Origin of the sequence: Leptospira hartskeerlii (assembly GCF_002811475.1) — a bacterium.
GTDB classification, from domain to species: domain Bacteria; phylum Spirochaetota; class Leptospiria; order Leptospirales; family Leptospiraceae; genus Leptospira_B; species Leptospira_B hartskeerlii.
The window spans coordinates 128,312-149,220 of sequence record NZ_NPDL01000010.1; the positions used below are offsets into that span (position 1 = coordinate 128,312).

The 20,909-nt window shown below is 40.5% G+C and carries 22 protein-coding genes and 1 tRNA gene; 15 read left to right on the forward strand and 8 right to left on the reverse strand.

Features of this window, described 5'->3' with window-relative positions; translation table 11 throughout:
- Positions 1 to 107: 107 nt before the first annotated feature.
- Complete coding sequence (locus tag CH352_RS17010) at positions 108 to 1,208, reverse strand: DegT/DnrJ/EryC1/StrS family aminotransferase (RefSeq protein WP_100705236.1); 1,101 nt, start codon at positions 1,206 to 1,208, stop codon at positions 108 to 110.
- A gap of 173 nt (positions 1,209 to 1,381) precedes the next feature.
- Positions 1,382 to 1,597 (reverse strand): hypothetical protein, encoded by a 216-nt coding sequence (locus tag CH352_RS17015; RefSeq protein WP_008593673.1) that lies wholly within the window; start codon positions 1,595 to 1,597, stop codon positions 1,382 to 1,384.
- Positions 1,598 to 1,753: 156 nt separating this feature from the next.
- Here CH352_RS17015 and CH352_RS17020 point away from each other — a divergent pair, with 156 nt between their 5' ends.
- Together CH352_RS17020 and CH352_RS17025 are read left to right on the forward strand one after the other, a co-directional pair.
- Positions 1,754 to 2,773 (forward strand): helix-turn-helix transcriptional regulator, encoded by a 1,020-nt coding sequence (locus tag CH352_RS17020; protein WP_100705237.1) that lies wholly within the window; start codon positions 1,754 to 1,756, stop codon positions 2,771 to 2,773.
- A gap of 11 nt (positions 2,774 to 2,784) precedes the next feature.
- On the forward strand, positions 2,785 to 4,023 hold the full coding sequence (locus CH352_RS17025; protein ID WP_100705238.1) for a M48 family metallopeptidase: 1,239 nt from the start codon (positions 2,785 to 2,787) through the stop codon (positions 4,021 to 4,023).
- An 18-nt stretch (positions 4,024 to 4,041) separates the two neighbouring features.
- On the opposite strand, the gene CH352_RS17030 is transcribed toward CH352_RS17025, so the two are convergent.
- Positions 4,042 to 5,184, reverse strand: coding sequence for a DJ-1/PfpI family protein (locus CH352_RS17030; protein ID WP_100705239.1), 1,143 nt, complete (start codon positions 5,182 to 5,184; stop codon positions 4,042 to 4,044).
- A gap of 116 nt (positions 5,185 to 5,300) precedes the next feature.
- Between CH352_RS17030 and CH352_RS17035 the strand changes: the two genes are divergently transcribed.
- Entirely contained in the window at positions 5,301 to 6,416 is a 1,116-nt protein-coding gene (locus CH352_RS17035) for an AraC family transcriptional regulator (protein WP_207766629.1), read from the forward strand.
- Between the two features lie 7 nt (positions 6,417 to 6,423).
- On the opposite strand, the gene CH352_RS17040 is transcribed toward CH352_RS17035, so the two are convergent.
- Positions 6,424 to 6,846: a VOC family protein gene (locus CH352_RS17040; RefSeq protein ID WP_100705241.1), complete on the reverse strand. Its 423-nt coding sequence runs from the start codon at positions 6,844 to 6,846 to the stop codon at positions 6,424 to 6,426.
- A 571-nt stretch (positions 6,847 to 7,417) separates the two neighbouring features.
- On the opposite strand from CH352_RS17040, the gene CH352_RS17045 reads away from it, so the two are divergent.
- Positions 7,418 to 7,753: an LIC10421/LIC12816 family protein gene (locus CH352_RS17045; protein WP_100705242.1), complete on the forward strand. Its 336-nt coding sequence runs from the start codon at positions 7,418 to 7,420 to the stop codon at positions 7,751 to 7,753.
- A 132-nt stretch (positions 7,754 to 7,885) separates the two neighbouring features.
- Here CH352_RS17045 and CH352_RS17050 read toward each other — a convergent pair whose 3' ends face one another.
- Positions 7,886 to 8,122 (reverse strand): hypothetical protein, encoded by a 237-nt coding sequence (locus tag CH352_RS17050; RefSeq protein ID WP_100705243.1) that lies wholly within the window; start codon positions 8,120 to 8,122, stop codon positions 7,886 to 7,888.
- 127 nt (positions 8,123 to 8,249) lie between these two features.
- Between CH352_RS17050 and CH352_RS17055 the strand changes: the two genes are divergently transcribed.
- Positions 8,250 to 9,812, forward strand: coding sequence for an LA_3751/LA_3752 family putative glycosyltransferase (locus CH352_RS17055; RefSeq protein WP_100705244.1), 1,563 nt, complete (start codon positions 8,250 to 8,252; stop codon positions 9,810 to 9,812).
- Positions 9,813 to 9,894: 82 nt separating this feature from the next.
- Here the strand turns inward: CH352_RS17055 and CH352_RS17060 are convergent, their stop codons facing one another.
- Complete coding sequence (locus CH352_RS17060) at positions 9,895 to 10,302, reverse strand: 5-fold beta-flower protein (RefSeq protein ID WP_100705245.1); 408 nt, start codon at positions 10,300 to 10,302, stop codon at positions 9,895 to 9,897.
- Positions 10,303 to 10,463: 161 nt separating this feature from the next.
- Positions 10,464 to 10,769 carry a hypothetical protein gene (locus CH352_RS17065; RefSeq protein ID WP_100705246.1) on the reverse strand — a complete coding sequence of 102 codons (306 nt, stop codon included), beginning with the start codon at positions 10,767 to 10,769 and terminating at the stop codon, positions 10,464 to 10,466.
- 163 nt (positions 10,770 to 10,932) lie between these two features.
- Between CH352_RS17065 and CH352_RS17070 the strand changes: the two genes are divergently transcribed.
- The 10 genes from CH352_RS17070 to CH352_RS17115 all read left to right on the forward strand — a co-directional run bounded on the left by CH352_RS17070 (position 10,933) and on the right by CH352_RS17115 (position 20,554).
- Complete coding sequence (locus CH352_RS17070; RefSeq protein WP_100705304.1) at positions 10,933 to 11,886, forward strand: helix-turn-helix transcriptional regulator; 954 nt, start codon at positions 10,933 to 10,935, stop codon at positions 11,884 to 11,886.
- Positions 11,887 to 11,931: 45 nt separating this feature from the next.
- Positions 11,932 to 12,825 (forward strand): 4-(cytidine 5'-diphospho)-2-C-methyl-D-erythritol kinase, encoded by an 894-nt coding sequence (locus CH352_RS17075; protein ID WP_100705247.1) that lies wholly within the window; start codon positions 11,932 to 11,934, stop codon positions 12,823 to 12,825.
- Positions 12,826 to 12,835: 10 nt separating this feature from the next.
- Positions 12,836 to 12,911, forward strand: a tRNA-Gln gene (locus CH352_RS17080).
- Positions 12,912 to 12,936: 25 nt separating this feature from the next.
- Entirely contained in the window at positions 12,937 to 13,692 is a 756-nt protein-coding gene (locus CH352_RS17085) for a sugar phosphate nucleotidyltransferase (protein WP_100705248.1), read from the forward strand.
- A complete protein-coding gene (locus CH352_RS17090; RefSeq protein WP_100705249.1) occupies positions 13,689 to 14,630 on the forward strand; it encodes a ribose-phosphate diphosphokinase in 942 nt (313 codons plus the stop codon). The genes CH352_RS17085 and CH352_RS17090 overlap by 4 nt, the downstream gene beginning before the upstream one ends.
- 17 nt (positions 14,631 to 14,647) lie before the next feature.
- The gene (locus tag CH352_RS17095; protein WP_100705250.1) at positions 14,648 to 15,283 is read left to right on the forward strand and encodes a 50S ribosomal protein L25/general stress protein Ctc; all 636 of its coding nucleotides are present in this window, start codon (positions 14,648 to 14,650) and stop codon (positions 15,281 to 15,283) included.
- Between the two features lie 42 nt (positions 15,284 to 15,325).
- Positions 15,326 to 15,889: an aminoacyl-tRNA hydrolase gene (gene pth / locus CH352_RS17100; protein WP_086447991.1), complete on the forward strand. Its 564-nt coding sequence runs from the start codon at positions 15,326 to 15,328 to the stop codon at positions 15,887 to 15,889.
- Positions 15,890 to 16,065: 176 nt separating this feature from the next.
- A complete protein-coding gene (ftsH, locus tag CH352_RS17105) occupies positions 16,066 to 18,042 on the forward strand; it encodes an ATP-dependent zinc metalloprotease FtsH (RefSeq protein WP_100705305.1) in 1,977 nt (658 codons plus the stop codon).
- On the forward strand, positions 18,039 to 18,518 hold the full coding sequence (locus CH352_RS17110) for an EVE domain-containing protein (RefSeq protein ID WP_100705251.1): 480 nt from the start codon (positions 18,039 to 18,041) through the stop codon (positions 18,516 to 18,518). Before ftsH ends, CH352_RS17110 begins: the two co-directional genes overlap by 4 nt.
- Before the next feature lie 50 nt (positions 18,519 to 18,568).
- Positions 18,569 to 20,554, forward strand: a complete 1,986-nt coding sequence (locus CH352_RS17115) for a PP2C family protein-serine/threonine phosphatase (RefSeq protein ID WP_243396201.1) — start codon at positions 18,569 to 18,571, stop codon at positions 20,552 to 20,554.
- Here CH352_RS17115 and CH352_RS17120 read toward each other — a convergent pair.
- On the reverse strand, positions 20,529 to 20,906 hold the full coding sequence (locus CH352_RS17120) for a hypothetical protein (RefSeq protein WP_100705252.1): 378 nt from the start codon (positions 20,904 to 20,906) through the stop codon (positions 20,529 to 20,531). The genes CH352_RS17115 and CH352_RS17120 overlap by 26 nt on opposite strands.
- Positions 20,907 to 20,909 lie beyond the last annotated feature (3 nt).

Sequence of the window (20,909 nt, forward strand, 5' to 3'; positions counted from 1 at the left end):
GTCGGCGCGACCGGACGAGGAAAGTTACCTAATCGAGCGACAAGTAAGGAGCCGGTGACAAAAATACTGGAAAAACGCTGTTTGTAGGAATTCCTACCTAGCGAAATTTAGTAAATTCTGCGAATTGCCTGAGAGATCCTTTGCACATTATCCTTAGTTAAGTTAGGATAAATCGGAATGCAATGACCTCTTTGGTACAATCTCTCCCCGTTCGGGAAATCGGAATTAGAAAGTTCAAGAATATGATGGATCGGTTCCGCAACAGTTCTGCGAGTACCAATTTGTAGAGAACGGAAGTATCTTTCAACTTGCTCGTAATTACCTGGAGCAATAATCACAAAACGATTGAAAGTTTCGGAATTCGGATCGTTAAAATGAGAACCGACTTGGGAACCTTGGATGGATTGCAGATATACCTGAGCGATCTTTCTTTTTCTTTCTAAGATCACGCCAAGGTTAGATAATTGTTCGATCCCTAAAGCCGCTTGGTAATCGATCATATCGTAATCTAATCTAGGTTGGCCTTCTTTACGTGGATAAGGATCTTTACCTTCTTTTCTGGCTCTGATCTTTTTTGCCAAAGAATCATCATCAGTGCAGATCAAAGCTCCGTTCCCTGTAGTGATCAGATATTCTATAGAAAGACCGCAAATAGAAATTTTCCCCTGTTTACCGGGCGTAAAAGTTTCTGTTCTTGCTCCAACAGCTTCCGAAAAATCTTCGATTACTGGGCGGTTTTTGAAATCGTATTTGGAGAAGTCCGCCAAAGAACCGAAAGTGTGATCTACGACTACAGCTTTTACGGATTCGTCTTCCAAAGCAGAAGATAATCTTTCAGGACAGATATGGAAAGAATGTTTTCCCATATCGACAACCAAAGGTTGAGCTTGCATTAAGAAAATTGCATCTAGAGCGGCAAGAGGCGCGAAAGTGGAAATAGCAATCTTGTCTCCTGGTTGGATCTCAAGCGCCAATAAAGACAAATGATACGCGGCTGTTAAACTATTTGTGGAAATTACTTGTTTAGTCCGGAAAGTAGAAGAGAAGGCCTTCTCGAACTTATGGGTAACCGAACCGGAAGAAAGATGGTCTTCTACCAGGGCCTCTAAAACGGTCTTCAGGTCTTCCCGAGAAAGAGTCGGTTTATGGAATTCGATATCGGTTTTTTTCCGGCTTGATTTCTCTAAAACTTCGGTTTCCGCGCTCATCTTCCCTTCTCAGGTTCCAGTAATTTTATTATGTCGCATTATAGCCCATGTACTTGGCCCGTAAAGATTTTTTTCAAAATCTTAAGGCGCCAGGCAACTAGGACATTCAATACAAATAATCAGAATACCAGAGGAAATGTCTAGACGTTTTCGTACAAGGAAAAAAGGGAGGATCAATCTCCGAAAATTTTCTTACGAATGCCGATCCAAATTTCAGGTAAATAAGCGCCTACTAGGATTAGAGCCAAACCGGTATAGGTCCATTTGTTAAAATAAGATTCTCCGGAGAAACGAAGAGTGGCCACATTGATGATAGTTGTCCACCATCCGAGTAGAATAAAAATAAGACCTATAAAATTCGGAAAAAGAAAACCGATGATTTTACCCATAAAAACCTCTAACAAAAAGGGACTAAGACGGGAGAATTATCGAGATTGGATCTTGCTCATCAAGTTGTTTTTTGGGACTTTCTTCGAATTCAAAAACAGGGTAGCGATTTTTCCTTGCCCCGGGACTTTATAAAAACCAGAATTTAGAAACGAGCCATGAAAGAAGAACTAGACAAAGATATAGATCAGGAAATCGAGCCGAGGGAGATGAATCCCACAGAATACAGGCTTCTCACATTATTATTCAATTTTTTCAGATTTCCGGATGGGATCACCCTAAGCTCCTTGAGAAAGATCATGGAAGGATTTTATGATAATGAAAACCGAGACTCAGATCGAAGAAAGTTATCCAGAGATATAGAAGAGTTAGGCGCTCTAGGGTTCCATATCAAATATTATCCCCAAAAGAATGGGAAAGATTTCGTATACGTGCTCGTAAAAGATCCACTTTCAAAAACTCTCGAGTTTACTGAAGGAGAACTTAGAGAAATTTCCGCGCTCCTATTAAGAGGATATTCGGAAGCTCCAAAATACGAACTCTATACGGCCGCTCGAAAAATATTTGCGGGAGATTTGGAATACTTTCCTGAAATGAACGAAACTCCGGAAGAAAGTTCGGAAGAGTTAGGAGAGACCGCATTTCAAATATTGGAAGCACTCAAAAATCATACTCCGATCCGGATCAAATATTATAAAACTTTTCCTGAAGATTCCTACACTAAGGAAGCAGATCCGATCCGATTGATCCGGAAAGGCGGTCAGGACCATTATCTATTGGCTTACGACAGAGAAGAAAAAGCTAAAAAAAGATTCGTCCTGCCTAAGATCTTATCTGTGGAACTCCTACAAGGAGATCCGCTTTACCAGGCGAGAGGAGCCAAAAAGGAAACGGAAGAAGATCTTATCATACATGCAGGATTATTCCCTGTCCACGAACCAAAAAATGTGGTATGGATCTGCAAAGAAGAAGGTCTTGTGAAAGCAAAACTCTTCCTAACAGGTATCAAATACACGGAAGAAAAGAATAAACTCAGTTTCCAATCTACAAATCTGGAAGGATTATTGCCATTCTTATGGAGATGGCCGGACGCAATAGAAACGGTTCTTCCTGAAGAATTGAACTCAGTCTTCCGAAACTCAGTAAAACAGATCTCAGAACTCTACGAAAAAGTATAAACAAACAATATATGAAACTAAGAAACATTCTATTCTCTTTATTTTCCCTTCAGATCTTATTCACACTAGTAATGAAATATTTCTCCTACCAAGGAGATCTTTCGCCCGAACTGCATGAAAGAATTCTAAAGTATTTTACTCAGGAAGATATAAACTCAGGGATAGACTACGAAAGAAGAGGATTTTTTGTCTCTATCATTGGGTCCTTGCTGGACTTCGCTTTAGCGGGAGCGTTCGTATTCACTCCGATCTCGGTAAAGTTAGAAGAATACTTTCGTCGAAAAACTGGGGAAAGATTTTATCTCACAGTATTTCTATTCTTCGTTTCTTTCTATCTTTTAGAATTTATTATTTCATTACCGTTTAGCTATTATTTCGGATTTGTGATAGAACACGAATTTCAATTCTCCAATATGACTATAGGGGACTGGATCTTATTTAAGGCAAAATCTTTCGGATTAGGATTTCTATTCGGTGGACTCGTTGTTCTCGTAGTCGCATTCGTATTTAAGAAACTTCCGCGTGCTTGGAAATATATACTTCCTATCTTATCTTTGGGATTCGGATTACTTATGTCAGTGCTATATCCGATCGTCATCACACCGATCTTTTATGATTACGGCCCTATCCAAGAAGGAAGTTTAAAAACGAAAATTTTAGCCCTGAGCCAAAAAGCAAATATCCAAGTAGAGAATATCTACGTGATCAATGAGAGCAGATACTCAGGTCACACAAACGCATATTTCACAGGTTGGGGAGAAAGTAAGAAGATCTTCTTATATGACACACTCATCAAAAATCACACGGAAGAAGAAGTCGTAAGCGTTCTTGGACACGAAATAGGTCACTGGGTGCACAATCATCAAATGATAGAGATTGCACTTAGCACATTGGAAACTTTCTTATTATGCTTCTTACTCGGATACGTATTCCAAAAAGTAAAAGAAGAAGGACTTATCCCTCTAAAGGAATTTTATTCTCCTTCTACCTTACCATTTCTGTTTTTGATATTATCTATAGTCGGAACTGTAATCGGACCTTTTTCAGCAACGCTCTCCAGGGTTCTGGAAACCCAAGCTGATAGAGAAGCTCTTGTGTTGACCAACGATAAAAAATCATTCATCAGTACGGAGATCAAACTAGCAAAAGACAATAAATCCAGGTTGAATTCACACAAACTGGAAGTGATCTTCGAACATTCTCATCCTACGACTATAGAAAGGATAGAGTTCGCGGAGGGCTGGAAATAAGTATCCAGCCTTATGGTTCTATTTCCTCCAAGGATATTCCATCTGCAGAGCCACAAATGCTGCAGTGTTTGTTCCGTATTTGGATTCAATCTCTGAGAGATTCTTATCGTAAGCAATCACTGCCGCCATTCCATTCAGATTTTCTAAAATAGAGTCTAAATTGGCAGCTTCCGCTTGCGTTTTATCTACATGCAATAGTAACCCAGATTTGGTTCGGATCTGTTTTTGGTCAGAAACGGAAAATACTTCTGATCTGTAGGTTCTAGAAAAAGAGTCCGCTTGCAGAGCTAACACTACTTCATCTGTTCCATCCGAAACTTGAACTCCTAAGTTTTCATAATTCCAAAAGCCAAGATAGTTTTTTGCGGCAATATACATGTCTTTCCCGCTTAGATAAAAATCAGAACTTTTATGAGCGGGTTTCCAGTCCTTGGCTCCTAAGCTTGCCGCAATTTCTAAAGCTTTTTCTTTTCCGGAGATTGTCTCGATTAAAGCCAAAGAAACTGGAATAGAAGCAGTAATTCCAGTGGTCGTGATGATCTTTCGATCTGCAATGTACCTTCTATCCTTAATCCATCTAGTCTCAGGAAATTCTTTCTCTAGTTTAGAAAAAGAAAACCAATGACCTGTTGCCTTGTGATCTTTCAAAACTCCTGCATTCGCTAATACCCAAACTCCGTCGCATACTCCTACAATGGTAGAGCCCTTTGCAGATTGTTTTTGTACAAAAGATAGAAGAGTAGGATCATCCGAATAATGGACCGCAGGCACGATTACATAATCTGCACCTTCCGGATACTCAGAATCGAAATGATCAAAAGATTTCTCCGCTTCTACCTTTAACGCAGGGAACATTTGTACCGAACCGGTTTTCGGAAAAACGGAAATTACCTTTGCAATTTTCGCAGAAGTCAAAACTCCATAAGGGATCATAAAGTCAGTCAGCTCAGTCATTCGGTTCTCGCCGATGACGACAATGATTGGTTGCTTTCTGCCGAATCTGGGTTGGTAGGAAGGGATCTTGAAGTCTTCTTCCTGTATCTGGACTTTTGAGATTTCGGAAGATATTCCGTATTCTACAAATCCGAATAAAGTTATAATTACAAAACTCACGCATAAGAATTTCAAAAAACGATTTGGTTGGAAGCTAAGATGTTTCATACATTCAGGATACGATCATTTCTAAAAACGGTCGTCCTTCCGTATCCGGACGGACTAAAAAAAGAAAAATCCTGAAAAAATCTGGACATTCAATTCTAATCGGACTCTTTCATTTTATGGATACGTTTCTTGCATTTGGAGCAGGGCTTTCATTCTTATTGGCCATTTCTGAATTTATCGGGAAAGATAAGGCCAGACAAATTCAAGACTTCAATCTCGGATCCAAAATAGAGTCCGCATTTTACCGACCAATCGGTTTCTTCTTTCTATCTCTTTCTATCGTGCAGTTCCATTTGTATTTAGAATTATCCGATCAGTTAAAGGAACACCTTTGGTTTGCGGAAATCCATATCCCATTTCTATTTTTCACAGGCCCATTGGCTTACTTGTATTTTACAAGATTAGGAGGATTACCCGCAAAAGCACTCAACCTGGTGCATTTTGTTCCTGGATTCGCGGCGTTTTTGTTCCTTATACCTTTTGTTCTATCCGATCCGAATTCCAAATTAGAATACGTAACTGTATTCCCACCTAGACAAATTTATTTCCAATTCTTGTTCGGACTTTTGGTCTTAGGAACAATCTCCAATTTAGTTTATCCGCTTTTACTGATCGGAAAGATCCGCAAATGGAAAAGTTTCGTCCAAAAAGAAGAAGGTAGGGCATTCTCTCCGTTTCTTGTGCTCTTCTATGCGAGTATATTTGTGATTTTCCTGTTCGTGATCGCTCAAATCTTCTTCATGCCATTATTCACAATTGCCGCCGCCGCTCTGACTTTGATCGTATGTTCCGTTTTTTTGAGCGCTTCTACTTCTCCTGGTCTGATCGTCTCTTTTGAAAAAACTGCAAAGGAAGCAGGATACAATGAGACTAGGCTCCAAGGTTTGGATGTGGAGGCAGTCATCCAAAAGATGGAAGAATTGATGAGAGACAAAAAACTCTATCTAGACGAAGAGCTGACACTTCCTATTCTTTCAGAAGAATTAAAGATCAAAACACATCAATTGTCAGAGATATTAAACGATAAGATGAGGATCGGCTTCAGAGAATACATTACCGGATTTCGCTTGGAAGAAGCATCCAAAATGTTAAGAGAAGAGCCCCAAAGATCGGTGCTTGCGGTGATTTACGCGGCAGGATTCAAATCCAAATCCGCATTCCATAAACTATTCCAGGAGAAATATGGATGTTCTCCCGGAGAATATCGTTCTTCTTTATCTAAAAAATCTTAATTTAAGCTTACCATTCTCCAGTATTGCTCATACTCTTCCAAGGTTCTGCGATCTCTAAGGATTTTCCTCTTTGTAGTAACTCAATAGAAATTAAATCAGGAGAACGAATGAATGCCATGCGTCCATCTCTAGGCGGGCGATTGATAATCACTCCTTTTGCCTGAAGATTCGCGCAGGTTTCATAAATATTATCTACTTCGAAAGCAAGATGACCGAAATTCCTTCCGCTTGTATAAGCGGAATCTTGATCCCAATTATAAGTTAACTCTATTTCAGGAGAATTCCTATCTAACTCGGATAAGAATACAAGAGTGTATCTTCCTTCCGGATGATCATGTCTTCTTGTTTCTTTTAATCCTAATTTATTGCAGAAAAAATCCAATGCTTGATCCAAATCTTTTACTCGGATCATAGCGTGTAAGTATTTCATTTTGTGTCCCTTCGATTATTCTTCTCTGAAAAAGAAGATTTGTTCCTTATTTATCGGAAAATTACTGCGGATTTTTCCTATGACAAGCTCAAAGCAATGACGAAAAATCGAACGAATTAGTAAATTCCACCATATTGGATTTTTTCGATTTACCCCCAAAAACACCGTTTTTGACCCCATTTTTGCTCACCATAGGGGCAAAATGCTTAATTTGTGTGCTCAAAAAATAGGCATTTTCCGAATTTCTAATAAAGAATTGGCTTGAAAAAAACACCCTTCGGATCGATACTTGTACTATATTCAAGCAGCGGTATGAGAAATCATCCGATTCCGCTTCTTTTTTATTCAATATGAATGGATAGAAGCTATGTGGAACAAGGTGCTTAGAAAATTAGATAATTCTAATAAATGTAAATGTGATAAATGGTTCTTCGAGTTCGTTTAACAAAAATTTTTAATTTTTTATTAGTTTAAAAATTTTTTTGTTCCATTCGCCCGCATAGATAGGTCATATGGATATAAAGCGAAAACAAGAACAGAAAATATAAAAATAACTCGAGGTTTCAATTTTATGAAAATCAACAAACTCACTTCTCTTCTATTGGTAGTAGGCTTCTTAGCAGGATCTTCCGTTTTCGCAGTTTCACAAGATACTGAAGATCGTCTTTTAGAGCAAGCTTTGGTATCCGCTGCGGTTACTAAAGAGCAAAAAGTTGCAGTAGCTACTTACTTGAAAGCAATCGCTCAGCAAAAAACTGAAAGAGCAGAAGAGTTAAGAGCATTGGCTAAACGTTCTACTGGTGGAAAATTCCTCGCTAGCAACGCTCAGTCTGAGAAATTCTTAAGACAAGCAAAAGCTCTTGAAGCAGAAGCTGCAAAAACACAAGAATTTCTAAACAATCTTTAATTCGTAGTCACAAATCCTAAAAATCCATCGACTGCAAGGCGCCGTAAGGCGCCTTTTTTTATGTACTAGTTTGGTAAGAATAAAAGAAGAAGGTTAAGTGGGAGGAAGATATCGCTGAACTTTCGGGGATTTTTATTTAGCGACCTTTTTATCTTTGGGAAAACAACTCATGCTGAAGCCTTCTATCATATAACAAATAGCGTCTTTGGTTTCACATCTTAGTGCGTCATTATAGGTAGCGCTCTGTATTTCCAGGTCCATACGTTCACATACCATTTTTTCTCTGGTAGAAGTTTGGGTGCTTGTGTCTTGGCCAAGCAAACCACCGGCGAATAAGAAACAAATTGTGAATAATAACGCTTTTTTCATCATACTCTCCGGAGAATTCTCTGATTCTATGACCCTTTCAGGTTTCCTTCCTTGAGTCAATCGATTTGGAAGAGGTAAGGTTCCGAAAAAGGATTGTGAGACGGTTTAAACCTTCTAATTTGCCCTGATGAGTTTCCTGGACGGAAAGTTTCACTCTAAATGGACAAAACTTACGTTTTGTTTTTTGTTCCTTCTTCCTTTATTATATCCATTCTTATTGAAGCCTGGTGAGCAATTGTACTCGGATCATTTGGGTAAATTTATATTGGGAGAATCCGTAGGAAGAAACGGTTTTCTTTCTGGTACTTTGGTTCTGCCATCTAAAAGTCTAGATCCGGAAGGAAATTATTGCCCCACGGAATGTATTCGTATCGGTGAAGAGCTGATCAGTCCATTTCCTGCCGCATTGGGTTATGTGTATGCGGTTTTTCTTCCTTGGAGCGGGATCGTCGGAGTGTATGTCGCAGTTGCGATCTTGATCCTTCTTTCTTTTCTACTCCTCTCTATCTTATGGGATTGGGATCCGATCTATTTGGGAGTTTTGGTTTTAGCCTCTCCGTTTTTAGTGAACGGATATTTTTTCCCAGATGTAGGCATTTCTTCCTTTTTGTTTTTGTGGGGAAGTTTTCTATTTTTAAGATCCGGCCCTTCTTCTTCTCTGCTAAGATTTGTAAGTGCAGGTTTTATCTGCGCTTCTTCTGCATGGTTTCGGATAGAAAGTATCGTATTTCCTTTGTCCTTCATTTTTTTCTTAAGCATATATAATTTTCCTAATATAGAAGAAAGAAGGAAAATTATAGGCTATTCGCTTGGCTTTTTTGTAGGCTTGGGTCTTTTACTCGGAATACAGTATGTTCTTTATGGACATCCTTTGGGCCCGAGGTTTTCCTTCAACCAGCCCACTATGTTCCTGCTTCCTTGGAAGAAGTGGAACATTTACGTAGGACTATTGATCGCAAACCCGAATCGTATCGGATTTTTCGGCTACACTCCAGCATTCTTAATCGTTCTATTCTTCTTCATATATTATATTTTCTTTAAGAAGAATCCTTTTAGAAGAAACGAGGTATTGGGTATCTCAAATCGGGATCTATTCGTTTACTCTGGTTTGGCTGCATTTTTAGCATTAGTGATCTCTGCTCCAAACGATGGGATTATAGATTTTGGTTCCAGATATCTTCATTTGAGTTTGCCGGCTTTTGCGGGAATGTTTCTGATCCTGATTGAGAACATAGGAGAGAAGTTCCGTAAGATCGGAAAAATTGTTTTGTTTACGATCCTTCTCTATTCCGTTTACGTTAGTTTTTCTTATACCCAAATCTTGGGAAAATATGGAAGAAAGACAACTAAACTGAATGCGATCTATTTGGAGCAAAAACCTGATTTGGTTGTGGTTCAGATCAGGACGTATTCTCAGATTTTAGGAAAGTATTTTTTTCAAACTCCTTCTGTTTGGCTAATGAGAGAAGGTAATATTAAAAACTTTTTCTCTAAGAATAGTCCGGAGCAATTTAAAAAAATATTATTCGTTCAAACGAAAGCTTCTATCTTGGAAAGTTTGAATGAGTCAGATCCTTTTTTGAAAAATAAATATTATGAGAGCATTACCCAAGCGTTAGGTCCTGATTTTAAAAAAGTTTGGTCTGAAAATAAGGAAGATGTTTTGATCTTCTCTATGGAGAGAAAATAGTAAAATTCGAGAATGATAGAATGTTTTGCACTGCTTCCCCTGATTGGAAGCAGGCAAAACTTAGTGTGGCTTTATTCTGATCTTACTCGTTCAAAAAGAAGAAGAAAAAGAATCCTGCTGCTTGCGCTCTCGGAATTCCCACTGCACTTCCGATCAAGGAACCATTTTTTCGTACGTCACCATTACTATCAATGCGTCCGATCAGACTTCCGTTCTTACGTACATCTCCACTGGAATCGATCGAACCCACTAGTGATCCGTTCATCCGGATATCTCCGCTGGAGTCGATTCTACCGATCAGGCTTCCGTTTTTCCGAACATCCCCGCCGGATTCAAATCTTCCCACGAGAGAGCCGTTCAACCTTACATCTCCGTTGGAGTCGATACTGCCAATAAGAGAGCCGTTCTTTCTTAGATCACCTGCCTGCAAGGAGCCCAAGCCAGCGCTTAAAAAGAGGGCCACAACTATGAGTTTCAAAATTGATTTCATTTATGTATCTCCGTTCTTATATTCAAAGTTAACAAGTATACGGACATTTTTTGAGGAATATTATATGTTTCTTTCTCTGCTCTGCTTCCGATCCATTGATTAAAATGTAGTGTTCATTCCATTTGCAGAAGCTTGAGTTTTTTAGATCGGAACGTTATACACTATTCTATATCCTCGTCGGATTCTAATTCCAATTCGCATAATTGAGAATAATGCCCTGGCTTAATTTCCTTTCTGTCTCTTATGATTCCCGAGATTGGAATAAAGAAACTTGATCTTAGTCCGTACAATCTTCCATAAACTCCATCTCCTTTTTTATAAGAAGCTCTCGAATCTATTCGAAATCGTAAGATCCTCTTTCCGATGATCTGCACTGCGGCCAAGAATACTTGGTCTGAATCGAATAACTCCAGATAAAATTTAGGAAGAAGTCTAAATGTATTTTTTAAAAAAGACGTTTTGGTCATATAAGCGCATTCTATTGTAAAGGCCGGACAAATAGGTATCATCCTTCTTAAAATCCCGTGTTTTCGGTTACGATTCCGTAAAAAGAAACGCCTGAAAAATTCCTTCTCAAATGATACGTATTTTTGATTGTCTCGGAATTTCCCGAAAGAAAGAATGTCCGGCATGAATCCAAGTACGAAAAAACTCCAAACCAAATTAGCGGTGATTCATCTTTTGCAGGAAAACAAAAGAATGAGTTTGGAGGATCTTTCCAAGTATTCCGGTATTGATGATATAAAAGATCTTAAAAAAGAACTCGGAAAATTGTACATGGTGGGTTCTTATCCTTATACTCCTGACCAATTTGTGGAATTGGATTATGATGGAGAAACGATCGGTATTCGTATGCCTTTGAGTCTCGAGCAAGGATTAGTCCTAAGTGTAAAAGAGTGGGCCACGATCCGAAAATTATTTTTGGAAGAAGACGAAAAGGAAACGAGCAGTTCCAGAAAAAAGATTCTGAAATCTATATTAGATAAAATTCATACAATCCTTCCTTCCGCAGGGATCCCGAGCGAAAACGAGTTAAAAAAGGATATTGAGGACTCCATCTCCGAAGGTAAATCCTTACAGATCAAATACCGCGCACAGGGAGAGTCCGAACCGGAATCCAGAAAAGTAGATCCTTGGGCTCTATTAAGTTTTAGAGAAGAATATCTGATTGGATATTGCCATTCCAGAAAGGCACCTAGAACATTTAGATTGGATTCCATTCTTCAATTGAATAGAACCCTGGAAAATGTTGCGGAAATCCCGGACGAAGAAAGAAAGAATGCGATCTCCAAATTAAAGGAATTTGTCCAAGGAGGAGCGGGGGATTCGAATTTCGCAGAGATCTATCATACTGCGGAAGTTTACTTTAATCTACATTCTCGTTTGCATTTAGAAAGAACTTCTAGCAAAAAGCAGATCGGAGGCGTTACTTATTACCTTTCTAAGGCAAGGATCAGAAACCAGGATTGGTTCTTATCTATTTTGAAAGGTTTTGGTCCGAATGTAATTTTGCAAAGTCCTCCTGCTTTAAAAGAAAGAATGATTGCATATTGGGAGACTGTTTCTTCTGATTTGTCCAATTAGGAATCGATTGACTCCTTTCTCTTTACCATTGATTCAGGATATACCTTGCTTTCTCCCGCAAAGATCAACTTAGGATTAGAGATCCCTTACAAAAGGCCTGACGGATTTCATGAGATCCGGAGTGTATTCTTACGTTTGAATTGGGGAGATGATATTCAGATAGAACCTATCTCTCCCGGATCTTTTGAGTTGGTCTCTGATAACCAAATCATTTTGGAAAAGAGACATTTATACGATGAGGTTTCCGAGAAAGGAGACATCCGTAAGAATATTCTTTTCAAAACATTCTCTAAAATCCGTGCTCATTACAGAGAACTTCCAGGTGTAAGGATCCATCTTACTAAAAAAATTCCTCCTGCCGCGGGTCTTGGAGGTGGATCCACAAATGCCGCATCCCTTTTCTCTTTTTATTTCGGTTTGAGTCCTGAGTTTAGTTCGGATCATATTTTCGAACTAGCAGCAGAGATTGGAGCTGACGTTCCATTCTTCTTATCCGAAAATCATTCTTTGGTGTCCGGAAAAGGTGAGGTCTTGAAAGAAATTCAGGTGCATCCTGGTCAGGGAATTCTGGCCTTAACTCCTCAGGTACTCTCGACTGCCGAAATGTACGCAGGTCTCAAAAAGCCTTTACAAGCCGACCCTCCCTCGAAAAGATGGATTTCTCTAGACAATGACGTCGAGTTTTCTTTAAAAGAAGGAAATTGGGCGGCTTTGAGAGGAAAGCTCGTAAACGACTTCGAGCCTCTTGCCTTCCAAAAATTTCCCCAACTAGGGAAATTAAAGGAAAGTTTTTTGGCGAATGGAGCTAGTTATTCCTCCTTAACCGGATCCGGATCTTGTGTCTACGGTTTGGTGCAAGGATTGGAGATACGGGAAGAGCTGTTCGCCAAAATGCAAACGGAATTTCCCGACCTTACGTTTGTAAGCTTTAATTATTAAAGAACGAAACTGGGCCGTCGCCAAGTGGTAAGGCAGCGGTTTTTGGTACCGCCATTTCATAGGTTCGAATCCTATCGGCCCAGCCACTGTTTGATTTCACCGGATTACTGAATGGACGCCAAAAAGGAAGCAGTCGCCGTAGTTTTAGCTGCGGGAAAGGGAACCCGCATGAAGACGGAGCTCCCAAAGGTGGCTGTTCCTTTAAATGGAAAGCCCCTTTTAAACCATGTTATTGATCACCTCAAAGAAGCAGGCATCAATGACATAGTCATAGTTGTAGGCTATAAAAAAGAAGAAGTCCAAGCACTTTGCGCTGGGATCCCTGGAATTCGTTTCGCCGAACAAAAAGAGCAATTAGGCACAGCTCACGCAGTATTAAGCGCCGAAGAATTTGTTAAATCCCATAAAGGTCCTATCCTTGTAGCTTGCGGGGATGTTCCTATGATCACTGGGGACACATTCGGTTCTCTCGTTTCCACTCATGTCCAAAACGGATTCTCCGCTACTCTTCTTTCCGCAAAGGTAGATATTCCTACCGGTTACGGAAGGATCGTTCGTGATTCTTCCGGAGAAGTAACTGCAATCGTTGAAGAAAAAGACGCAGATGCGGAGCAGAAAAAAATAAACGAGATAAACACCGGAACGTATGTTTTCAGTTCCGAAATTCTTTTCGAATCTCTTAGAAAAATAGGAAACAGCAATGCTCAGGGGGAATATTATCTTCCTGATCTAGTTGAGTTGTACAAAAAAGAAGGAAAAAAGTTGGGCGCAGTGATTCTTAAAAACAGCGGAGAAAGCCAAGGTGTGAATTCTCCAGCGGACCTGGAAAACTTAGCGGCAGTTTTAAATGGAGCGGTTGCAAAATGAGCGGCTCTAATATCGCAGTTTTTTCGGGATCTTCCAATCGTACGATCGCAAATGAAATTTGCCAAGAATTAGGAATAGCTCCGGGCAAGATCAATCTTCGTAAATTTTCCGACGGAGAGATCGCGGTTAAGATAGAAGAGAACGTAAGAGGAAGAGACGTATTCATAATCCAATCTACTTCTGCGCCAGCAAACGATAACTTGATGGAATTACTTTTGATCATGGACGCGTTAAGACGTGCTTCTGCAAAAAGTATTTCAGTAGTCGTTCCTTATTATGGTTACGGACGCCAAGATAGAAAAGCGGAACCAAGAGTTCCAATTTCCGCAAGAGTAGTTGCGGATTTGATCGAAACCTTAGGTCCTACAAGAGTGATCGTGATGGATCTTCATGCGGACCAAATCCAAGGTTTTTTCAAAGTGCCTGTGGATAATTTACATTTTAATCCTGTACTGGTAGAATACATCTTAAGCAAGAAATTCGATGATCTAGTCATCGTTTCTCCTGACTCTGGCGGCGCGGAAAGAGCCAGATCCTTCGGTAAAAAAGTGAACGCAACTTTAGCGATCATAGACAAGAGAAGACCGAAGGCAAACGTTTCCGAAGTGATGAATGTGATCGGAGAGATAGAAGGTAAAAATTGTATCCTTCTGGACGATATGATAGACACCGCTGGCACAATCTGTAAGGCGGCTGACGCTCTTTTAAAGAATGGAGCCAAGTCTGTGTATTGTGCCGCTACTCACGGAGTTCTTTCCGGAGAAGCTATCGATCGTTTGAACTCTACACCTTTCACAGAGGTAGTATTGTCTAATACGATCGAGATACCAGAGTCCAAAAAGATCACAAAGTTAAAAACTCTATCCGTAGCTCCGTTATTCGCAGCTGCGATCCAGAGAATATCGACCAATCAATCGGTCAGCGACCTATTTATATAAGAACAAGGGTAAAGACAATGAGCCACAAATTAGCTGTCAAAAAAAGAACTGAAACCGGCAAGAACGTAAACAATCGTCTTCGTGAAGCTGGACAAGTTCCTATTAACATCATCGGAGGCGGGAATGCCGCATCCGGTTCCGTAAACGAGAAAGAACTTGAAAAATTAGTTCATTCCGGGATCCGTCAATCCACTCTAATCGAGTTGGAAGTAGAGGGAGAAGGAATCCAAAAGGTTTTCGTTAAAGAAGTACAACGTTTTCCTGAAATCGACAGAATTCGCCACGTAGACTTCTACAAAGTTGAACCTGGTAAGAAGATCGTTACTAAGATCGGAATTCGCACCGAGGGAACTGCAAAAGGTTCTAAGATGGGTGGTCAGTTCGACCATTTGATCCACGAGATCCGTGTGAAAACTGTTCCTGAGGATCTGATTGAAACTCTGGTTCTAGATGTAACTGATCTAGATGTGGGCGATTTTATCAAAGTTAGTAACTTAAAAGTTCCTGCAAGCTGGGAAATTTTAGTTAACGGAGATCCGATCGTTGCAGCAGTTCTGAAAACCAAAGCTTTACTTGCTCAAGAAAGAGCAGAAGCTAAGGAAGCAGCTGGAGCGAAGCCGGGAGCAAAAGCCGGAGCTAAAAAAGGGAAATAATTTCCCCATCCCGAGATCTAAAAAATTGGAGTACGTTATTGTATGAAGCTAATCGTCGGATTGGGTAATCCCGGAGACAAATACAATAATAACCGAGCAAATATCGGCTTCAAAATTTTAGACGTGATCGCCAATAATATAAACGTTGAGATCAAGACTAAAAAGAAAAAGTCTTTGATCGGGCGCGGCGATTTCGAAGGAGAAGAGGTTGTATTATTAAAACCTCAGACCTTCAGCGATCTATCGGGAGAATCCGTTCTGTACATAGCTTCCTTCCTGAAAATTCAGGTACAGGATATTCTTGTAATTCACGAAGATTTAACCTTACCCTTGGGTAAAATTGTAGTGGATAAGGGAGCTAACGGAAACGAAAACCCCGGGATCAAATCAGTGATCCAATCCTTACGTTCTCCAAATTTTATTCGTATCCGTATTGGGATCGGTAACGACCAATTCGATGGCACTAATTTGGACGGATTTTTGAAAGAAGATTTCCAACCTCTGGAAAACTTAAGTTTGATCCAGATCATCAACGACGCGGAAGCTGCAATTCGCTCCATCAGTTTGGGCGATATAGAAGACGTGATCGAAAAGTACAGACTGTAAAAATCCTTTACTTTTCCGGAAAAAAAGGGACTCTGATTGTGGGAACCTTTTCTGCGGAATCGGTTTCCAAATATTATACCGGTTTACGATTCCGGCGGGTCCAAGACCTGTTTCCTTTAGTCTAATCTACGGGAAGAATGCGGCTCCAAGGAGATGGTGGAGCTTGGGAGTTACACATGAATAACAATAATAAAGGTCTTAGATTACTTATACTTTTTATCTTAGTAATCTTAGGATTAGCACTTCTCGTACCGCAGATCCAAACTGCTCTGGGAAAACCTAGAATATTACCGTTCTCCCAATTTATGAGCATGGTAGAACCGGACGCTTCTTCCAAGCCGAAAGGCAAGTTGGTTAAGACTACGGACTCCAATTTCCCCGGCTGTGACAAATTAGTCATGGAAGGAGATATGATCAAAGGTTGTTACGAACCATTTGAAGAAGGAGCCACGAAAACTCCTGTTCGTTTTGAGACCAGGATCGCTCCTATCGACAAAGAATTTCTTTCTTCTTTAAGAAAAACGAATATTGATCTGGAAGTAGTTCCTTCCGAGAACGGACACGGATTCGGAATGTTGAGTTCTTTTCTTCTGATCGCTGTGATCGGTATTTTCGTATTTTACTTTTTTATTATGCGTCAAGTCCAGTCTACCGGCAACAAGGCTTTTTCTTTCGGAAAATCCAAAGCTAAGATGACTGTGGATCCTAAGGTTAAAGTAAGCTTCGCTGACGTTGCTGGATGTGAAGAAGCCAAAACCGAATTGGTCGAAATTATAGAATTCTTAAAAGACCCTAAGAAATTCCAAGCAATGGGTGCAAGGATCCCAACCGGAGTTCTTTTAGTGGGTCCTCCTGGAACTGGTAAAACTCTACTTGCTCGCGCCGTTGCAGGAGAAGCAGGAGTGCCATTCTTCAGTATCTCTGGTTCCGACTTCGTAGAAATGTTTGTGGGTGTGGGAGCTTCTCGTGTTCGAGATCTATTCGAACAAGGTAAGAAAAATTCTCCATGTATCATCTTCATAGATGAGATCGATGCTGTGGGAAGATTGAGAGGCGCCGGATGGGGCGGCGGTCATGACGAAAGAGAGCAGACCCTGAACCAAATGCTTGTTGAGATGGATGGTTTCGAGAAGAACGAAGGTGTGATCGTAATGGCAGCTACAAACCGTGCTGACGTTTTAGATCCTGCGTTACTCAGACCGGGACGTTTCGACCGCCAAGTGATGGTAGATCTTCCTGACTTAGTAGGAAGAGAACAAATCTTAAAAGTGCATTCTAGAAAAGTTCCTTTAACAAGCGATATCTCTTTGAACTCTATCGCAAGAGGAACCCCTGGATTTACAGGTGCGGACCTTTCTAACTTAATTAATGAGGCAGCTTTACTTGCTGCACGTAAGAATAAAAAACGTGTAACTCAAGAAGAACTGGAAGAAGCACGCGATAAAGTGATGATGGGTCCTGAGCGTAGATCCTTCTTCATTTCCGAAAAGGAAAAGGAAGTAATTGCGTATCATGAAGCAGGTCACGCGATCTTAGGAACCCTTCTGGCTTATACTGAGCCGGTTCATAAGGTAACTATCATTCCAAGAGGAAGAGCGTTAGGTCTGACTCAATCTCTTCCGACGGAAGACAAACATATTCATACTAAAGCGTATTGGTTGGACCAAATCGTAGTTTGCATGGGCGGATTCATCGCGGAAGAGTTTAAGTTCAAAATGACTTCTACCGGCTCCAGCAATGATATCCAGCAAGCTACAAATATCGCAAGAAGAATGGTCTGTGATTGGGGAATGTCCGAAAAACTGGGCACGATCAATTACGGAAGCGGCCATGAAAGTCCTTTCTTAGGAAGGGATATGGGTCAGAGCAACAAAGCTTATAGCGAAGAATTTGCCGCAATGATCGACAAAGAGATCAGAGGGATCGTTCAGACTTGCCTAGATAAAGGAAGGGAACTTGTCCGTAAGAACTCTACCAAGTTCGAAAATCTTGCGAAGGCTCTTCTTGCAAAAGAAACCGTTGCGCATGAGGAATTGATGGCTATCGTTCATCCTTCTCATGAAGAAACTAAAAAGAAAACAGAACGTTCTAACAAAAAGGAGAAGGCGGGACAAATTCCTAATAAGCCCGCGTATTCTACCGGCATAGAATGAAATTCTGGCTTTTTAAAACTGAGCCTGACGTTTTTTCCATAGATACCTTGGCTTCTTCTCCCGGCAAAACAGCGCCATGGGAGGGAGTCAGAGGTTATGGAGCGAGAAATTACCTAAGGGATGAGATCAAAAAAAAGGATCTCATTCTATTCTACCATAGCAGTTGTAAACCTCCCCATGTAGCAGGACTTGCGGAAGTAGTCAAGGAAGGCTACCCGGATCATTTCGCTTTTGATAAGAAACATAAGTATTATGATCCCAAAAGTGATCCACAAAAACCGACCTGGTTCATGGTAGATGTGAAATTTAAGGAAAAATTTTCTCGCCCAATTTCGCTAGAAGAATTAAGATCCCACGGGCAACTAAAAGGAATGGTCCTTTTGCAGCCGGGTGGTAGACTTTCGATCCAACCGGTTAGCGAAGAACATTTTCATTATATTTGTAAATTGGCCGGGGCAAAAGGTCTCCCCGGTTAGGGAGATTTTTGGTGAATATTTTCCGAAAAATTCGGAACTTCAGCTTCATTTTGCTGATACTCATCTTGGGTATAGGCTCACTATATTCTCAGGAAGATGTTCCCGTTTTTCCGATTTCCGGTTCTATGTCCGGAACTCCCATAAATAAATTTACTTTCATCCGAAAGATCCGTCCTGGAGAAGTGAAAACTCCTACTGACTTAGAATCAGGTGACTGGACTAGAATGGATAAGGACAGTGTCTCTTTCAGTTTCACAGACGATCAGTTTTTAATAAAGTTCAAGATACAGGCGCCTCCTAAAGAAGGAACGATCTCCTGGTACTTAGTTTTGAATAATCCCGGGATGGAAAATCTCACAGTTTTCAAAAGAGTCTGGGGACCACAAGGATGGATCTGGTCGGAACTTTCCAGAGATACGAGGATGTCCTACATCCAACCTGCATTTCTGATAGAAACCCCTCCAAACAAACAGGAAGAATTTTTAATCCACGCTTCTACCAGAAGATCCTTGGTATTGAATTTCCAAGCTTGGGCTCCTAAGGAATTCGCAGCTCATATCCAGATGGAGAATCTGTTCTTAGGGATCTTCTTTGGAGCGATCGGGATCATGTTGATATATAACGGGTTTCTCGCCTTTGTGGTGAAGGATTCCAGTTATTTCTTCTACGTTTTTTATCTATTGTTTTATGGACTCTGGCAGATGGCAGTCACAGGTGTCGGGGCTCAATATTTAATCCCGGCTCCGGCAACTTCTTGGAACGATTATCTGACCGGTTTTGCATTTTTATCCGTTGCATTCTCTCTTTTATTCACACGTTCCTTCTTACATATGGAAAGAGAGACCGGCTGGAAGAATTATGCTTTCTTAATATTGGCGGCCTTCGCGATTTTCGGATTCATCGCTTCTTTATTTTCCAGCATTTACGGTCCTATGATTTGGGCAGTTTCCTGGTACCCTTTTTTAGCCGCTGTTTTAGTGATCTATTCCGCTGCGATCCGTTTGAGGAGAGGGTATCGTCCTGCACGTTATTTTCTATTGGCCTGGTCAGTTCTGATCCTTTTTGTTTTAATTACCGCTCTTAGGAACTTGTCCATTATCCAGGATACGGAGCTTACTCATTGGTCCGCACAATTCGGTTCTTTGGTGGAGATGACACTTCTTTCTTTCGCTTTGGCGGATAGGATTAAAACGTTAGAAAAAGATTCTCTACAGGCTCGACTAGAAAATTACGAAAGCCAATTGAAGTTAACAGAAATTGAGCAAGAGCTTAAGATTGCGAGGGAATTGCAAGAGTCCATTCTTCCTGATCGTTTACCTGAAGTAAAAAATCTCAAACTTTCTGTGAGAGGCGAATTTGCGAGTTCCGTAGGCGGGGATTTTTACGATTTTCATCAATTGGACTCAGGTAAATTAGGGATCTTCTTATCGGATGTTTCAGGTCACGGTGTTCCTGCTGCGATCATTTCTTCCATGGTTAAGTTGGCATTCTCTATTGAGTCTAGAAAGAATGAAGATCCTGCGGAAGTTTTAAGAAGTATCAACAGATCTTTGAGTGGCAAGTATGGGAAACATTTTATCACTGCGGCTTATCTTCTGATCGATCCAGAGAACGGAAAGGTAACTTATTCTAATGCGGGGCATCCTCCTATCGTTGCTATAGACAAGGAATCAGGAGAAACCAAGGAAATATTTTTACCTGGTTGGATCATGGGAATGGATCCGAATCTGAAAAACTCTGTGGTCGAATTCCAGATGAAACCTGGAGATCGTTTGATTATTTATACGGATGGGATCACGGAAGCCAGAAGTAAAAACGGAGAAATTTTCGGATTCCAGAGATTTTATAAATTGTTAAGCGAACAAATGCAATCGCCTGGAGAAAAACTGGCAGAGGATCTGTTTTCTACTGTGCGGAGTTTTACGGGGAACAGAAAACATTTCGAAGACGATCTGACTTTTCTCGTCTTAGATTATTTGCCGATCCCCGATGAGAGTGTAATTAAGGAAATTACTTCGAGCTTTTCAAAAAGCTGATCAGTTCGTTGGAAACTTGGATAGGACGTTTTCTGTAGCTCTTTTTGTATTCTTTTTTATATTCTTTATGACAGCTTTTGCAGGATGATTCCAGATTGCCTGAAGCAAGAGCGGTATCTGTGATCTCTTTCCATTTTACTTTTTGTTCGTCTAAGGCCCAATTCGGAACTTCTTTTAAGATCCTTTCGAGTGCGGCCTTATCACCTTTCTTAGCTTTTTTGGAAGCAGGTTTAGTGTAATCTTCCATAAAGTCGTGTAACGTGGTTTCTGTAGTTCCGGATTGCGCATAGGAAGCAGAAACGCCTAGTAAGAATAATAAAACGAAGGAAATATTTTTAAGTGTACGGTTCATCTG

Excerpts from the sequence above, each read along its gene's own strand:
- CH352_RS17010 (WP_100705236.1), bottom strand. The coding sequence starts at position 1,208 with ATGAGCGCGGAAACCGAAGTTTTAGAGAAATCAAGCCGGAAAAAAACC.
- CH352_RS17015 (WP_008593673.1), bottom strand. The coding sequence starts at position 1,597 with ATGGGTAAAATCATCGGTTTTCTTTTTCCGAATTTTATAGGTCTTATT.
- CH352_RS17020 (WP_100705237.1), top strand. The coding sequence starts at position 1,754 with ATGAAAGAAGAACTAGACAAAGATATAGATCAGGAAATCGAGCCGAGG.
- CH352_RS17025 (WP_100705238.1), top strand. The coding sequence starts at position 2,785 with ATGAAACTAAGAAACATTCTATTCTCTTTATTTTCCCTTCAGATCTTA.
- CH352_RS17030 (WP_100705239.1), bottom strand. The coding sequence starts at position 5,184 with ATGAAACATCTTAGCTTCCAACCAAATCGTTTTTTGAAATTCTTATGC.
- CH352_RS17035 (WP_207766629.1), top strand. The coding sequence starts at position 5,301 with ATGGATACGTTTCTTGCATTTGGAGCAGGGCTTTCATTCTTATTGGCC.
- CH352_RS17040 (WP_100705241.1), bottom strand. The coding sequence starts at position 6,846 with ATGAAATACTTACACGCTATGATCCGAGTAAAAGATTTGGATCAAGCA.
- CH352_RS17045 (WP_100705242.1), top strand. The coding sequence starts at position 7,418 with ATGAAAATCAACAAACTCACTTCTCTTCTATTGGTAGTAGGCTTCTTA.
- CH352_RS17050 (WP_100705243.1), bottom strand. The coding sequence starts at position 8,122 with ATGAAAAAAGCGTTATTATTCACAATTTGTTTCTTATTCGCCGGTGGT.
- CH352_RS17055 (WP_100705244.1), top strand. The coding sequence starts at position 8,250 with ATGAGTTTCCTGGACGGAAAGTTTCACTCTAAATGGACAAAACTTACG.
- CH352_RS17060 (WP_100705245.1), bottom strand. The coding sequence starts at position 10,302 with ATGAAATCAATTTTGAAACTCATAGTTGTGGCCCTCTTTTTAAGCGCT.
- CH352_RS17065 (WP_100705246.1), bottom strand. The coding sequence starts at position 10,769 with ATGACCAAAACGTCTTTTTTAAAAAATACATTTAGACTTCTTCCTAAA.
- CH352_RS17070 (WP_100705304.1), top strand. The coding sequence starts at position 10,933 with ATGAATCCAAGTACGAAAAAACTCCAAACCAAATTAGCGGTGATTCAT.
- CH352_RS17085 (WP_100705248.1), top strand. The coding sequence starts at position 12,937 with ATGGACGCCAAAAAGGAAGCAGTCGCCGTAGTTTTAGCTGCGGGAAAG.
- CH352_RS17090 (WP_100705249.1), top strand. The coding sequence starts at position 13,689 with ATGAGCGGCTCTAATATCGCAGTTTTTTCGGGATCTTCCAATCGTACG.
- CH352_RS17095 (WP_100705250.1), top strand. The coding sequence starts at position 14,648 with ATGAGCCACAAATTAGCTGTCAAAAAAAGAACTGAAACCGGCAAGAAC.
- pth (WP_086447991.1), top strand. The coding sequence starts at position 15,326 with ATGAAGCTAATCGTCGGATTGGGTAATCCCGGAGACAAATACAATAAT.
- ftsH (WP_100705305.1), top strand. The coding sequence starts at position 16,066 with ATGAATAACAATAATAAAGGTCTTAGATTACTTATACTTTTTATCTTA.
- CH352_RS17110 (WP_100705251.1), top strand. The coding sequence starts at position 18,039 with ATGAAATTCTGGCTTTTTAAAACTGAGCCTGACGTTTTTTCCATAGAT.
- CH352_RS17120 (WP_100705252.1), bottom strand. The coding sequence starts at position 20,906 with ATGAACCGTACACTTAAAAATATTTCCTTCGTTTTATTATTCTTACTA.